Source organism: Bradyrhizobium hereditatis, from assembly GCF_020329435.1.
In the GTDB taxonomy this organism is placed as follows: Bacteria; Pseudomonadota; Alphaproteobacteria; order Rhizobiales; family Xanthobacteraceae; genus Bradyrhizobium; species Bradyrhizobium hereditatis.
In genome coordinates, this window is record NZ_JAGKJK010000021.1 from 23,966 (window position 1) to 38,382 (window position 14,417).

General features: G+C 63.0%; 13 protein-coding genes. 7 read left to right on the forward strand and 6 right to left on the reverse strand.

Annotated elements, in window-relative coordinates:
- Nucleotides 1-61 precede the first annotated feature (61 nt).
- A complete protein-coding gene (locus J6524_RS32590; RefSeq protein ID WP_225677996.1) occupies nucleotides 62-1,306 on the reverse strand; it encodes an ABC transporter substrate-binding protein in 1,245 nt (414 codons plus the stop codon).
- A gap of 83 nt (nucleotides 1,307-1,389) precedes the next feature.
- Nucleotides 1,390-2,211, reverse strand: a complete 822-nt coding sequence (locus J6524_RS32595) for a putative hydro-lyase (RefSeq protein ID WP_225677997.1) — start codon at nucleotides 2,209-2,211, stop codon at nucleotides 1,390-1,392.
- A gap of 121 nt (nucleotides 2,212-2,332) precedes the next feature.
- Between J6524_RS32595 and J6524_RS32600 the strand changes: the two genes are divergently transcribed.
- Genes J6524_RS32600 through J6524_RS32610 form a run of 3 tightly spaced genes read left to right on the forward strand, consistent with a single transcriptional unit; the run spans nucleotide 2,333 to nucleotide 5,474 of the window.
- Nucleotides 2,333-3,250 carry a LysR family transcriptional regulator gene (locus J6524_RS32600; protein WP_225677998.1) on the forward strand — a complete coding sequence of 306 codons (918 nt, stop codon included), beginning with the start codon at nucleotides 2,333-2,335 and terminating at the stop codon, nucleotides 3,248-3,250.
- 37 nt (nucleotides 3,251-3,287) lie between these two features.
- A complete protein-coding gene (locus J6524_RS32605) occupies nucleotides 3,288-4,538 on the forward strand; it encodes a Zn-dependent hydrolase (RefSeq protein ID WP_225677999.1) in 1,251 nt (416 codons plus the stop codon).
- 21 nt (nucleotides 4,539-4,559) lie between these two features.
- Entirely contained in the window at nucleotides 4,560-5,474 is a 915-nt protein-coding gene (locus J6524_RS32610) for an NAD(P)-dependent oxidoreductase (RefSeq protein ID WP_225678000.1), read from the forward strand.
- 14 nt (nucleotides 5,475-5,488) lie between these two features.
- On the opposite strand, the gene J6524_RS32615 is transcribed toward J6524_RS32610, so the two are convergent.
- Entirely contained in the window at nucleotides 5,489-6,568 is a 1,080-nt protein-coding gene (locus tag J6524_RS32615; protein ID WP_225678001.1) for a tartrate dehydrogenase, read from the reverse strand.
- A gap of 185 nt (nucleotides 6,569-6,753) precedes the next feature.
- Here J6524_RS32615 and J6524_RS32620 point away from each other — a divergent pair, with 185 nt between their 5' ends.
- Nucleotides 6,754-7,530 (forward strand): SDR family oxidoreductase, encoded by a 777-nt coding sequence (locus J6524_RS32620; RefSeq protein WP_225678002.1) that lies wholly within the window; start codon nucleotides 6,754-6,756, stop codon nucleotides 7,528-7,530.
- A gap of 153 nt (nucleotides 7,531-7,683) precedes the next feature.
- Here J6524_RS32620 and J6524_RS32625 read toward each other — a convergent pair whose 3' ends face one another.
- The gene (locus J6524_RS32625) at nucleotides 7,684-8,535 is read right to left on the reverse strand and encodes an alpha/beta hydrolase (RefSeq protein WP_225678003.1); all 852 of its coding nucleotides are present in this window, start codon (nucleotides 8,533-8,535) and stop codon (nucleotides 7,684-7,686) included.
- Between the two features lie 106 nt (nucleotides 8,536-8,641).
- On the opposite strand from J6524_RS32625, the gene J6524_RS32630 reads away from it, so the two are divergent.
- The 3 genes from J6524_RS32630 (at nucleotide 8,642) to J6524_RS32640 (ending at nucleotide 12,094) form a co-directional block, all read left to right on the forward strand.
- Nucleotides 8,642-10,063, forward strand: coding sequence for an amidase (locus J6524_RS32630; protein WP_225678004.1), 1,422 nt, complete (start codon nucleotides 8,642-8,644; stop codon nucleotides 10,061-10,063).
- Between the two features lie 120 nt (nucleotides 10,064-10,183).
- Nucleotides 10,184-10,849 (forward strand): sulfite oxidase-like oxidoreductase, encoded by a 666-nt coding sequence (locus J6524_RS32635; RefSeq protein WP_225678005.1) that lies wholly within the window; start codon nucleotides 10,184-10,186, stop codon nucleotides 10,847-10,849.
- 21 nt (nucleotides 10,850-10,870) lie between these two features.
- Nucleotides 10,871-12,094 carry a bifunctional alpha/beta hydrolase/OsmC family protein gene (locus J6524_RS32640; RefSeq protein WP_225678006.1) on the forward strand — a complete coding sequence of 408 codons (1,224 nt, stop codon included), beginning with the start codon at nucleotides 10,871-10,873 and terminating at the stop codon, nucleotides 12,092-12,094.
- On the opposite strand, the gene J6524_RS32645 is transcribed toward J6524_RS32640, so the two are convergent.
- Both J6524_RS32645 and J6524_RS32650 read right to left on the reverse strand, forming a co-directional pair.
- Nucleotides 12,091-13,155, reverse strand: a complete 1,065-nt coding sequence (locus tag J6524_RS32645; RefSeq protein WP_225678007.1) for a YeeE/YedE family protein — start codon at nucleotides 13,153-13,155, stop codon at nucleotides 12,091-12,093. The genes J6524_RS32640 and J6524_RS32645 overlap by 4 nt on opposite strands.
- Before the next feature lie 214 nt (nucleotides 13,156-13,369).
- On the reverse strand, nucleotides 13,370-14,389 hold the full coding sequence (locus J6524_RS32650; protein ID WP_225678008.1) for a quinone oxidoreductase family protein: 1,020 nt from the start codon (nucleotides 14,387-14,389) through the stop codon (nucleotides 13,370-13,372).
- Nucleotides 14,390-14,417 lie beyond the last annotated feature (28 nt).

Genomic DNA, 14,417 nt, shown 5'->3' on the forward strand with positions numbered 1-14,417 from the left:
GCGCAAAGGCGCGCTCCTCAGGATGAGGACCGGTGCTGCGGGATGGTGGAAGCGCTGCATTCTATTTCATCGGCCAGACGGCTTCGGCGATGGCGGCTTGCGGCGGGAAGATGGTGACGAACTTGCCGCCGATATATTGCAGCAGCACCGGGTCGGCGTCGTTGTTCTGGCCCATCTCGTCGAACTTGACGCGCTTCCAGGGCATGATGGTCTGCTCGCCCGGAATGTCGGTGGCAACCAGCGCCTCGCGGATCTTTTCGCCGTCGGTCGACTTGGCGCGGTTGATCGCATCAGCCATCACCAGGAGACCCATGAACTGACGCGACGTCAGGTCGTTGAAGTCCTTGCCCGACTTCTCCTTGAACATGGCGTTGATCTTGCCGACCATCGGCCGCTTGGCGGCAAGATCGAGCGAGAAGCTGCCGCGCGAGATCACGCCTTCAAGCTTGTCCCCGACCGCGTCATAGAGCGCCTTTTCGGAGAAGCCGGCGTTCTGCGCGACGATTGCGTTCGGCTTGTAGCCGAGCTCGGCCATGGTCTTGACCAGCAGGATGCCGTCCGTGGTGTAGCTTGAGGGCATCAGCACGTCGGCATTCGCGGTCTTGAGCTGCTGCACTTCCGCCGACAATGACGGCGAGTTGGAGCGATACTTGATGTCGGAGATCACCTTGTAACCGCGATCGGCAGCGAGCTTGAGCTGGGTGTTGGCGGAGTCGGTGCCGAAGATGGTGTCTTCGTGGAACAGCGCCAGCGTGTCGATCTTGGTGCCCTTCTTCTTCATCGCGTCGAAGAAGTTGAACATGGCGGCCGAGAACATCTCGTCATGGGGCGCGGCGCGGAAATAGAACTTCAGGCCGCGGCGATGCAGGCTTGGCGAGGAATTGTCCGCCGAGATGAACGGCACCTGATAACGCTCGCAGATCTGGCTGACAGTGACGGCGACCGCGCTCTGATAGGTGCCGATGACGGCGCAGACCTTCTCTTGCGTGATCAGGCGCTCGGTCTCGGCGCGGCCCTTCTGCGGATCGGCCTGGTGGTCGGCGAAGACAAGGCGGATTTTTGCGCCGCCAAGGCCGGGCAAGCCCTCGCCCTTCGCCAGCGGCAGATCGAAATCATGGTTCTTGTTGATGATGTCGAGCGCGGTCTCGAACGACTTCTGCGCATCGACGCCCATCTGCGCGCTGGCGCCGGAGAATGGATAGATCACGCCGATCACGACTTCGGAAGTCTGGGCGCGGACCGCGGCGGGTCCGAGCGCTGCGGCTGCAGTGGCTCCAAGCAGTACATTTCGGCGCGTGATGTTCATGGCGATATCCTCTGTTGGATCTGCAACTACCGATGAAACGGTTGACGGTTACGGTAAAGCCTCAATGCGCGGCACGGAGTGCATCAAAGCACGGCAAGCTGTTTGTTCAGGAGATCGGTCACCAGCATCTGTCCAGGCGAATGCGTGATCGCGAACGGCAGCTTTGCGGCCTGGATGACCGATTGCGGCGTGACACCGCACGCCCAGAACACCGGGATTTCGTCGGCGCCGACCGGCACTGCATCACCGTAATCGGGCTTGCTGATGTCCGCGATGCCGATGAGGTGCGGATGGCCGAGATGAACCGGCGCGCCGTGCACGGCGGGAAAGCGCGAGGTGACCTGCACCGCGCGAATTGCATCAGCCGGCTTGAACGGCCGCATCGAAACCACCATCGGACCTGCGAACGGCCCTGCCGGGGTGCAGGCGATGTTGGTGCGGTACATCGGCACGCGCAGCTTGCGCTCGATGTGGCGGATCGGCAGGCCGTCCGCCAGCAATGCTTCCTCGAATGAATAGGAACAGCCGATGACGAAAACGACGAGATCGTCGCGCCAATGCGCCATGATGTCGGTCGGCTCCTCCACCACTTCGCCGTCGCGCCAGACGCGGTAGCGCGGCAGATCGGTGCGGATGTCGAGGTCGATGCCGAGCGCGGGGATGCGTGGGTCGCCGACCTCGGACATGCCGATGATCGGGCATGGCTTGGGATTGAGCTGGCAGAAACGGTGGAAGGCGGCGGCGAGTTTTTCCGGCAGAATCGCGAGATTGCCCTGGACGTATCCGTTGGCGACGCCAGCGGTGGTGGCGGCCATGCCGTTGCGACAGGCGTGCCGGGCCGCGACGCTTGGCGATAAATCCGCCGTATCGTGACCGGGTCGTTCGTTCCTCGCCGAGCTGATCATCGTTGATCCCCGCTTCCATTCTTATCGACATCTACTCCGGCATATGGCTAAGATAATGTCTAATCGTCTTTTCTAATTGGCTTTGATAAAGCAGACTTATCAAGCTGCGGGCAGAGGATGCATGACCGATTTCAAGGCAATTGAAACCTTCATGTGGGTGGTCACGCTCGGCAGCTTCCGTGGTGCCGCCCAGAAGCTCAACACGACGCAGCCTGCGATCTCGCAGCGGATCGCGCAGCTCGAACGTGAGGTCGGCGTAAAACTCCTGCAGCGCGATCGCCGCATGGTGCTGCCAACGCCGAGCGGAAGGCAATTGCTTGTCTATGCCGAGAAGCTAATCGGGCTGCGCTCGGAAATGCTGGCGGTTGTCGGCGACCGCTCGGCAATGCGCGGCGTGCTGCGGCTCGGCGTTGCCGAAACCATCGTGCACACCTGGCTGCCGCAGCTGATCAAGAGCGTTAATCACGCCTACCCTAATCTATCGCTCGAGATCGAGGTCGACATCACCTCGAATTTGCGCAACCGGCTGCTCGCCCAGGAAATCGAACTCGCTTTCGTGCTCGGACCGCTGACAGCGCCAATGGTCAATAACCGCCCGCTGTGCGATTACCCGGTGGGCTTCACCGCAAGCCCCTCACTTGGCCTCGGCAAGCAGGCGCTGACGCTGCATGATCTGGCGAAATTCCCGATCATCACATTCTCGCGCCGGACCCAGCCCTACGAGATCGTGCGCTCGCTGTTCAACCGCCCCGACCTGCCGCCGATCCGATTGCATGCCAGCGCCTCACTCGCAACCGTCATCCACATGGCGATCGAAGGCCTCGGTATCGCCTTGATACCGACCGCGATTGTCGAGGACGACATGGCAAACGGACGGCTGCAATTGCTGTCGACCAACCTGCAACTGGCGCCGCTGACATTTTCCGCGAGCTGGCTCGCCTCCCCGGACACCGTCGCGGTCGAGCGCGTGGTCGAAATCGCGGCCAGCCTGGCGCGCGGCGGCGTCATTGTTGACGCGCCGCCGCAAGCGCGTCATTGAAGCGGCTCTTGTTGCGTCCCTCGTCCGGAACTAGCCCATGACCAAAATCGGATCCAACCTGCAGATCGATTCCGCCCGGCTGTGGGGGACTATCCACGAAACCGCCAAATTCGGCGCGACGCCCAAAGGTGGCGTTCGCCGGCTGACGCTGGGTCCCGAGGACAAGCAGGTCCGCGACTGGTTCCGGAAGGCCTGCGAGGACGCCGGGCTCGAAGTGCATGTCGACGCGCTGGGTTCGATGTTCGGCCTGCGCAAGGGCCGTGACATGTCGAAGGCCCCGATCGGCCTCGGCTCGCACCTCGATACGCAGCCAACCGGCGGGAAATATGACGGCGTGCTCGGCACGCTGGCGGCGCTGGAGGTGGTGCGCACGCTGAACGATGCCGGCATTGAAACCGAGATGCCGATCTGCATCTGCAACTGGACCAACGAGGAAGGCTCGCGCTTTGCGCCGGCGATGATGGCCTCAGCCGCTTACGTCGGCGACTTCACCACCGAAGACATTTTATCGCGTAGGGATGCCGACGGCGTCACGGTGGCGCAGGCGCTCGACAGCATCGGCTATCGCGGCGATCGGCCGGTGGGAACGCAGAAGTTCTCAGGATTTGTCGAGCTGCACATCGAACAGGGTCCGATTCTCGAAGCTGAAAACAAGACCATCGGCGTGGTCGATTCCGGTCAGGGCGTCTTGTGGTACGACGGCAAGATCACCGGCTTCGAGAGCCATGCCGGCTCGACACCGATGCCGCTGCGGCGCGACGCGCTCGCAACGCTGTCGGAAATCGTGCTGGCGATGGAATCGATTGCGAAGAAGCATGGACCAAACGCTGTCGGCACGATCGGCGAGGCCGTGATCGCCAACCCCTCGCGCAACGTCATTCCCGGCGAGATCGCCTTTACGGTCGATTGCCGCAGCGCGGACGCGGCGATCATGGATGCGCTGGACAGGGATCTGCGCGCCGCGATTGCCGAGATCGCGGCGCGGCGCAAGGTCGAGATGCAGTTCGACCTGATCTGGCGCAAGCCGCCGACGCATTTCGATCCGAAGCTGGTGGATGCCGTGGAGAACGCCGCAAAAATGCTCGGCTACTCGCACCGCCGCATCACCTCCGGCGCCGGCCACGATGCATGCAATCTCAACACGGTGATGCCGGCCGCGATGGTGTTCGTCCCTTGCAAGGACGGCATCAGCCACAATGAACTCGAGGACGCGACCCAGGCCGATTGCGCGGCGGGGGCCAACGTGCTGATGCATACCGTGCTGGCGCTCGCCGGCGTCGCATCCTGACAATCAAGACTGGGGGAAACCATGCGCGGAGTTTTTGTCGACGCCAATGAATCGCTCGCCGTGATCTTCGAGCGGCTGCAAGAGCCCGGAGATCCTGAGGTGCGGATCCACCGCGTTCCCGACATCACGTCGGATCAGTATCCTGCGGTTCTAGATGGCGCCGAGATCGCCATCGTCGATCACACGGCACTGCCGACCGACATCGCCAAGAAGTGCAAAGGGCTGAAGCACGTCGTGTTTCTCGGCACCGGCGCGCGCAGCTATATGAACCCGGAAGAGCTCGCCGAGCTCGGCATCCAGGTGCACCTGATCAAGGGCTATGGCGATACCGCGGTAGCCGAATGCGCAATTGCGCTGATGTGGGAAGGCGCGCGTGGGCTCGCCAAGATGGACCGTGGCATTCGCGCCGGCAACTGGCTGCGCGACGACGGCATGCAGCTCACCGGCAAGACGCTCGGCCTGATCGGCTTTGGCGGCATCGCAGCCGAAGTCGCGCGGATTGCGCTCGGGTCGGGCATGCGCGTCATCGCCTGGAACCGGACGCCGAAGAAATTTCCCAAGGTCGAGTTCCTCGATTACGACGAAGTCCTGACCGAGAGCGACGTCATCTCGATCCACCTGCTGCTCAACGACGAGACGCGCGGCATGATCTCGCGCGCCTGCATCGAGGGCATGAAGCCCGGCGTGATCCTGGTGAACACTGCGCGCGGCGCTATCGTCGACGAAGGGGCCATGATCGACGCGCTACAATCCGGCCATATCCGTCATGCCGGGCTCGACGTCTTCAACATCGAGCCGCTACCGGCGGATCATCCCTTGACGAAGCTGCCCAACGTAACGCTGTCGGCGCATTCAGCGTTCCGCACGCCGGAAGCGAGCGAGAACCTGTTGCGGGCGGCCTGGGAGCACTGCCGGCGCATCGTGAAGGGAAAATAGCGATAGGGTCTGGCCTAATCCACCATCTCCGCGACCGCCTTGCCGCACGCGGTCGTATCCGCATTGCCGCCGAGATCGCGCGTCCGCAGCGTGCGCTCGGCGAGCGTGCGCTCAATGGCGCCGACGATCGACGCCGCAGTGGCCTTCTCGCCGAGGTGCTCCATCATCATCGCGCCGGACCAGATCATGCCGATCGGGTTGGCGATGCCTTGGCCAGCGATATCAGGCGCGGAGCCGTGCACTGGCTCGAAAACGGAAGGGAAATTGCCTTCCGGATTGATGTTGCCCGATGGCGCGATGCCGATGGTGCCGGTGCAGGCCGGGCCGAGGTCGGAAAGAATGTCACCGAACAAATTCGAGCCGACCACGACGTCAAACCAATCGGGATGCAGCACAAAGTTCGCAGTGAGAATGTCGATGTGGTACTTGTCCCACTTCACATCAGGGTATTTCTTCGCCATTGCCTCCACGCGCTCGTCCCAATAGGGCATGGTGATCGAGATGCCGTTGGACTTGGTCGCCGAGGTCAGGTGCTTCTTCGGCCGCGACTGCGCCAGATCGAACGCGAATTTCAGGATGCGGTCGACGCCGGTGCGCGTCATCACCGTCTGCTGGGTGACGAATTCACGGTCGGTATCCGGGAACATGCGCCCGCCGACCGAGGAATATTCACCCTCCGTGTTCTCGCGCACCACCCAGAAATCGATGTCGCCGGGCTTGCGGCCCGCGAGCGGAGACGGCACGCCGGGCATCAGCCGCACCGGGCGCAGGTTGACATACTGATCGAACTCGCGGCGGAACTTGATCAGCGAGCCCCACAAGGAAATATGATCGGGAATTTTCGCCGGCCAGCCGACCGCGCCGAAATAGATTGCGTCGTGCTTGCCGATCTTCGCCTTCCAATCCTCCGGCATCATCTCGCCGTGCTTTTCGTAATAGTCCCAGGAGGCAAAATCGAAATGATCGTACTGGACGGAAACGCCGTGCTTCTTTGCCGCCGCCTCGAGCACGCGCAGACCCTCGGGCATCACTTCCTTGCCGATGCCATCGCCGGGAATGACTGCGACGCGGTATTGCTTTTTGGCGCTGCTCATCGAGAGTTTCCTTGAGAGGTTCGTTGCCTGTTCGTCAGGGGCTAATGCCGGTTATTTGATCGCCATGCAATGGACCAAACCCGCCGCTTGCGCAACGCTGCACTGCAATGTTGACCGCCGCCATACCCCACGCCTAACAATTTCGTCGGCTTTACTCAGCTCCCCTCACCCAAGCGAGCACTCCCATGGATTTGCACCTGCGCGGCAAGCGCGTCCTGATCACCGGCGCCTCCAAGGGCATTGGCGCCGCCGCGGCCGAAGCCTTTGCCGAGGAAGGCGCCGACGTCATGCTGGCCGCTCGCAATGGCGAAGCCTTGAAGGCGCTTGCCGAGCGGCTGCGCTCGGCCCACCAGATCGCCGCAACGGCGCACGTCGTCGACCTGCGCAAGGGCGAGGACATCGCAAGACTTGCGAAAGAAGCCGCCGAAATCGACATTCTCGTCAACAATGCCGGTGATATCCCGGGCGGCTCGATCGAGAAGATCGACGAGGCGACCTGGCGCCACGCCTGGGAACTGAAGGTGTTCGGTTACATCAATCTCACCCGCGCGATCTACTCGCAGATGAAAGCGCGTGGCGGCGGCGTCATTATCAACGATATCGGCGCTGCCGGTGAAAAGTTCGACGCCAACTACATCTGCGGCAGCGCCGGCAACGCCGCGCTGATGGCGTTCACCCGCGCGCTCGGCGGCAAAAGCCTCGCCGACAATATCCGTGTGGTCGGCATCAATCCCGGTCCGGTCGGCACTGACCGCCATGTCACGCTTTTGAAGACGCGCGCCAAGAACCAGTTCGGCGACGAGAACCGCTACAAGGAATTCCAGAAAGGCATGCCGCTCGGCAGGCCCGCACATGCGCGCGAGATCGGCGATCTCATGGCGTTCCTGGCGTCGGATCGGTCGGGATATACGTCGGGGGTGATCTTTACCGTTGATGGCGGATTTACGTCGGGGTGGAGTTAGTCGCCTCGCCACACACACCGACGTCATCCTGAGGAGCATTGCGAAGCGATGCGTCTCGAAGGATGCTCCGCGGACACTGTCGAGGCCTGCATGGTTCGAGACGGCACTGTCGCGCCTCCTCACCATGAGGGTCGGCGGTCGTCAGCGCGATACTCAACCCGTCGTCCGCTCGAACAATTGCCGGATCAGCGTCGTGATCCTTCCCCTCGGCGACATCATCTCGTACACGATGGTGAAATGGTTCGCGCCGGGAATTTCCTCATACGTCACCGGCAGGCCATATCTGGCGCGGTGACCGGCGAAGTCGGCGGTCTGCTTGCGCAACAGCGGCAGCTCGGCGCTGCCGACCACCAGCGACAATGGCTTCAATGGTCCGCCCTCGTGAAGCATCGGGGAGTTGCGGCGCGACGTTGCTTCATCGGCCTTCAGCTTCTCGTTGAGATAGGAATGTCTGACAGGTTCGAGATCGTAAATGCCAGAGATCGCCATGCCCGCCCGCACCTTCGGATGCGACAGCGCCATCGCGGTCAGATGCCCGCCGGCGGACCAGCCTGATACCACGATGCCGCTGGCAGCGGCGCCAAGCGTGGGCAACTGGCCAGTGAGGTAATCAATGCCCGCGTGGATTTCGGCGACGATCTCGTCGAGCGTTGCCTCCGGCGCCAGCGTGTAGCCGATCATGGCCACATTGATACCATGCGCCATCGGCCCTTCGGCAACGACGGTAAAAACCTCTTTCGTCCGTGCCTGCCAGTAACCGCCGTGGATGAACAGCAGCGTCGGCGCGTTGTCCGCTGCCTTCAGAAAATCGATCCGGTTGCGCTCGCGCGGCCCGTAGCTCAAATCGATGTGGTCAGGGAAACGCTTGCGCAGCTCGGCGGAGCGCTGCTCCCAGCCAGCGATCATGTCGACGCTGCCGGGCACCGCGACGCCATTGTTGAGGCCGAGGTCGCGCTCCTCCTGGCTCATGGCGCGCCAGTCCAGCGCTGAAAACAACGTCGTCATGCAATATCTCCGGTCGGTCACAACTTCCATGCGTTTCCACTTTGCCGGAAAATGTTTTACAGCACCATCTGCGACCAACAAGAACAAAACGAGCGGAGATGGCGAAGTGATTGATCAAGGGCTGGTGCGAGAGACGGCGATTGCCATTGTCGGCAAGCTGAAATCTGGTGAAGTCACGCCGCTCGACCTGCTCGACGTGCTGGAACAGCGGATTGCCGAGGTCGACGGCAAGGTCAACGCGCTGCCGACGCTGTGCTTCGAGCGCGCCCGAAAGCACGCCACCGTGCTGATGAAGAGGCCGGTCAGCGAGCGCGGGCTGCTCGCGGGGCTTCCGATCCCGATCAAGGACCTCACCAATGTCGCCGGCGTCCTGACCACGCAGGGCTCGCCGATCTACAAGGATGCCATCCCGGCCAAGTCGGACATCCTAGTCGAGCATCTCGAAAACAATGGCGGCGTGATCTACGCCAAGTCCAACACGCCGGAATTCGGCGCCGGCGCCAATACCTTCAACGAAGTGTTCGGCCCGACGCGCAATCCCTGGGACACCTCGCGCTCGGCCGCCGGCTCTTCGGGCGGCGCGGCGGTTGCGCTTGCCACCGGCACGGCTTGGCTCGCGCACGGCTCCGACATGGGCGGCTCGCTTCGCAATCCCGCAAGCTTCTGCGGCATCGTCGGCTTGCGGCCGAGCATCGGCCGCGTCGCGCATACGGTGATCGCGGCGGTCGACCGTAATCTCGGCGTCCAGGGGCCAATGGCGCGCAATGTCGAAGACGTCGCGCTGCTATTAGATGCCATGAGCGGCGAGCATCCCGGCGATCCGCTGTCGCTGCCGGTGTTGCCGACATCGTTTCTGTCCGCCGCGCGTTCCGGCAACAAGCCGAAGCGCGTCGCCTTTTCGCCCGACCTCGGCATCACGCCGGTTGATCCCGAGGTCGCCGCGGTCACCCGCAAGGCGGCACAGCGCTTTGCCGAGCTAGGTGTCATTGTCGAGGAGGCCCACCCCGACCTGCGCGAGGCCCATGAATGCTTCCACGTGCTGCGCGCGTTCGACTTTGCGCTCTCAAAGGCGACGCTACTCCGCACCAAACGCGATCTGCTCAAGCCCGAAGTGATCTGGAATATCGAGGAAGGCCTCAAGCTGACGGTTGAGCAGCTCGAACGCGCCGAGGCGCAGCGCGTCGCGATGAGCGCGCGGACGCTGGAATTTTTCGACAAATACGATCTATTGCTCACGCCCGCGACGATCGTGCCGCCCTTCCCGGTCGAGAACCGCTATGTGGCCGAATGCGCCGGCAAGAAATTCGACAATTACGTCGAATGGCTCGGCATCGTCTATGCGATCACGTTGGTGTGTTGTCCCGCGCTATCGATGCCTTGCGGCTTCACCGCCTCCGGCCTGCCGGTCGGACTGCAGGTGGTCGCGCCGCCGCGCGGCGAGGCGCAATTGCTCGCCGGCGCCAAGGTGCTGGAGGATATTTTGGACCTTGGCCGCACGACGCCGATCGATCCGAGGGCGCCCAAATAGCTGTTACTGGTCCTATTATTATCCCAGCGGTGTGATCTTCCTCTCGCTCCTCATCTATGTCACGATGTGTGACACTAAACATGCGTCCGCAATGCATCGCCACGAATAGCTATTTCAGACATGGCTGATGAGAACGAGCCGCCGCCGGAAAGCAAGCTGACGCGCAGCAAGCAGCGCTGGGCGCGCGAGGGAAAATTCCTGACCGGCAAGGTTGCGCGGCCCGAGGAATCACGCCTGCCGCCCGGTCAGCATCTCACCAAGGATTGGCCGACGCTCGATCTCGGTTTGACGCCGAACATCTCTCGCGAGCACTGGCGGCTCGACGTTTATGGCGCGGTCGAGGCGACGCTATTCTGGGACTTCTCGGAGTTCACCGCGCAGCCGCAGAGCAGGTTTTTGTCCGACATCCACTGCGTCACCACGTGGTCGCGCTACGACAATCAATGGGAGGGGCTGGCGACGCGCGATCTGCTCGATGCCTGCCGTCCCCGCGAGGAAGCGCGGTTCGTGGTGCTGCATTGCCATGACGGCTACACGACTAACCTGGCGTTGGAAGATTTCGCGGCCGAGGACGCGTTGCTCGCCCATAGCTGGTCCGGCACGCCGCTGGAGCAGGAGCATGGCGGCCCGGTGCGGCTCGTCGTGCCGCATCTCTATTTCTGGAAAAGCGCGAAATGGCTGCAAGGCATCGAGTTTCTCGCGGAAGACAAGCCCGGCTATTGGGAAGTCCGCGGCTACCATAACCGCGGCGACCCATGGGCCGAGCAGAGATACTCAAGCGACTAGCACCAATCAGGGGGAACAGCCATGTCGACTGAACGCTTTCAATTCACCGGCGAGGGCGGCCATCAGCTCGCCGCTTCGCTCGATCTTCCAGACGGGCCCATCCACGCCTACGCGCTGTTCGCGCATTGCTTCACCTGCGGCAAGGACGTGCTGGCGGCCAAGCGCATTGCGACCGCGCTTGCCGCCAAAGGAATTGCGGTGCTGCGCTTCGACTTCACCGGCCTCGGCGCCAGCGAAGGCGAATTCGCCAACTCGACCTTCACTTCCAATGTGGCCGACCTCGTCCGCGCCGCGACCCATCTGCGAGAAACCCGCGCAGCGCCGACGCTACTGATCGGTCATAGCCTCGGGGGAGCTGCGATCCTCGCCGCCGCCGGACAGATTCCGGAAGCAAAGGCTGTCGTCACGATCGCTGCGCCTTCCGATCCTGTGCATGTCACGCATCTTTTCAGGGACCGGATCGAGGACATCCGCACGCACGGCAAGGTGGAGGTTCAGCTCGCCGGGCGGGCCTTCCACGTCAAACGCGAATTCCTCGACGACGTCGGCGAGCACAGCCTGGCGGCGCATATCGCAAATCTTCACAAAGCGCTGCTGGTGATGCATTCCCCCACCGATGAGACGGTGGGCATCGACAACGCGACGAAGATATTTGTCGCCGCCAAGCATCCCAAGAGCTTCGTATCGCTGTCAGGCTCCGATCATCTCCTCAGCAACAGGAGCGATGGCGCCTACGTCGCCGACGTCATCGCTGCGTGGGCCGGGCGCTACATCGAGACCGTCGCCGCGCAGCCTGTTTCCGCCGCGAGCGAAGCACCGCGCAACGTCATGGTGCGCGAAACCCGCAACAGCAAGTTCCAGCAGATCGTCACCGCAGGCCCCCATGAAATGGTGGCGGATGAGCCCGTGGCCCTGGGCGGGCAGGACAGCGGACCCGGACCGTATGATTTCCTGCTCGCGGGCCTTGGCGCCTGCACGTCGATGACGATGCGGATGTATGCCGATCGAAAATCGCTGCCGCTCGAGCGCGTCACGGTGACGCTCAAGCACAGCAAGATCCACGCGAGGGATTGCGAGGAGTGCGAAACGCGGGAAGGCATGCTGGATCAGATCGACCGCGTCATTTCGATCGAGGGCGCGCTCGACGCCGACCAGCGCGCACGGCTGATGGAGATCGCGGACAAGTGCCCGGTGCACCGGACGCTGACGTCGAAAATCCGGATTGTGACGAAGGCGGCGGATTAGGCCGCCGCCAGCGGGCGCACCCGCAACGCGCCGCGCAGGCCCGCGGCGGTGCCGACGAGGATGCCGGCGAAGGCGATCAGGGATGCCAGCGCCAGAGTGGAGAAGCCGGTCAGCCCCTGCCCGATCGAGCAGCCGAATGCCATCACGCCGCCGATACCCATCAGCGCGGCGCCGCCGCCGGAGCGCAGCATGTGGCGCGGCGATTGAAAACCTTCGAGCTGAAAACGGCCGGTCACCAGCGCAGTGACGAGGCTGCCGGCAAAGACACCGAACACGGTGACAATCCCGAAATTCAGCGTCGAGCCCGTCGACAGCATGATGTACTGCAACGCGTCCGCGATCGGCGCGATGAAGGTGAGCGAGGTCACCGGCACAGGATTGAAATCGTCGGCGCCGAGATAGCCGGTCGCGAACCAGCCAGCCGCCACCAGAACGCCGACGATGAGACCGGCTGCGATCTGCCCTGGCGAACGGCGGAAGGCCGGGTGCGCAAAGGCGAAGATGATCAGCGCCGCCGAAATGATCGAGGCCGCCAGCATTCGCGCGGCTGTTGCGTCAAGGCCGGCGGCCGCAAACAGCGCAGGCACGGAGTTGGCATTCGCCGTGGTCTGCGATGCGCCGACCATCGCGATGCGGGCCGGGGCGATCAGGCCTTTCAATGTCATCTGCGCGAAGATCGCCAGCACGACGACCACCAGGAAGGAACGAAGATTGCCGCGCCCGAGCAGCACCAGCGCGCGGGAGCCGCAGCCGTTCGACAGCACCATGCCGTAACCGAACAGGAGGCCGCCGAAGAACATCACCGGCGCGGAGAAGGATGGCTGCAGATAGATCGACTTGCCGATGTCGGCGAGGCCGGCGGCCGCCAGCAATTGCGTCGCAGCGACGGCAACGCCGATCGCAAGCGCATAGGTGCGCACCAGCCGGCCGTCTCCCTCGGCCCAGAAACCGCGAAGGCTAGAGAGCAGGCAAAACCCGCTCAACAATCCGACCGATCCGTAGATGAGACCGATCAGTAATCCGCTGATGACAATGATGTTGCTACCGTCCAGCACCGGCATGTCCCCGCTCTATGCGCCGCAAAAGGCGGCCATCACGGCTCAAATAGGAAGCAATTTCCGTGCTGCTAATACGTTGGAAGCATAGGTCCGTCCACGGCCTGCCGCTGCGGAGAATTAATCTCTCGCCCGACAGCGAACTCAGGGAACAAAGATGCTGCTTCTCGCCCGAAGCAGGAGAGTTTTGCTTTCCACGCAAAAAAGAAGGCAGCTATCTTCAAGCCGAGGGCTTCAGGATCACGCGGTCCCGTGAGGAGCCGGCGACTGCAACGAAGGCGGCCTTCGCCTGTTCCAGCGGATACATCGCGCTCGGCTTGATCGGGAACGGCTTGAGATGGCCGCTGGCAAAGCCGGCGCCGAGTTCCCGCAGTACCACGCCGGTCGCGACCGACGACAGGCCGAGCGTGTCGATGCCGACATAGGTGTGCTGGCCGCGGTAGAATTCGAGAATATTGAACTGCACGATGCGGTCGATCGCCGCGATCAGGATCTGCCGCCCGCGTATGCCGAGCGAGTTGTGCGCGGCCTGAAAATAGGGATCACCGACGGTATTGAAGACGATGTCAGCGCCCCTGCCGTCCGTTAGCTCGCGTACACGTCCCGCGATGTCGGTTGCCGAAGCGTCGATCACCTCGACCGGCGAACTGGCATGGCCTTCATACGGCTCGCTCTTGCGCACCACGCCGATGACGCGCGCGCCACGCCAGCTCGCGATCTGCGTCGCCGCCTGCCCGACCTTGCCATTGACCCCCATGACCAGCACGGTCTCCCCGGCCTTCGGAACACCGGCGCGGTGCAAGCCTTCCATTGCGGTCACAAAGGGCACGCCGATACCGGCGGCCTCCTCCCATGAAAGACTCTTCGGCTTTTCAACCACGGCGTCCGCCTCGACCACGAGATGGGTAGCGTGGGTGCCGTCGCGGCGAATGCCGAGATCCCCGGACGAGCCGAACACCTCGCGCCCGATCCACCCTTCCGGCCCGTCAATCACGATGCCCGCATAATCGCGCCCCGGCGTGCGCGGAAAGATCGCATAGGGCATCAGCCCGGTTGCCGCCTTGACATCCGACGGGTTGATGGCCGCGGCCTTGATGTCGATCAGCAGATCGTTTTCGCCACGCGACAGCGCGCGCGTTTCGATCACGGGCGCGAGTGAGGCAGCGTCGGCGACCTTCGAAAGCAGACGGACGCAGCGGGCCTGCGCTGTAAAGGGCTTAACGTCTTTGGCAACCGGCATCGCGGCCTTCCTGCTCACTCATTCCAGC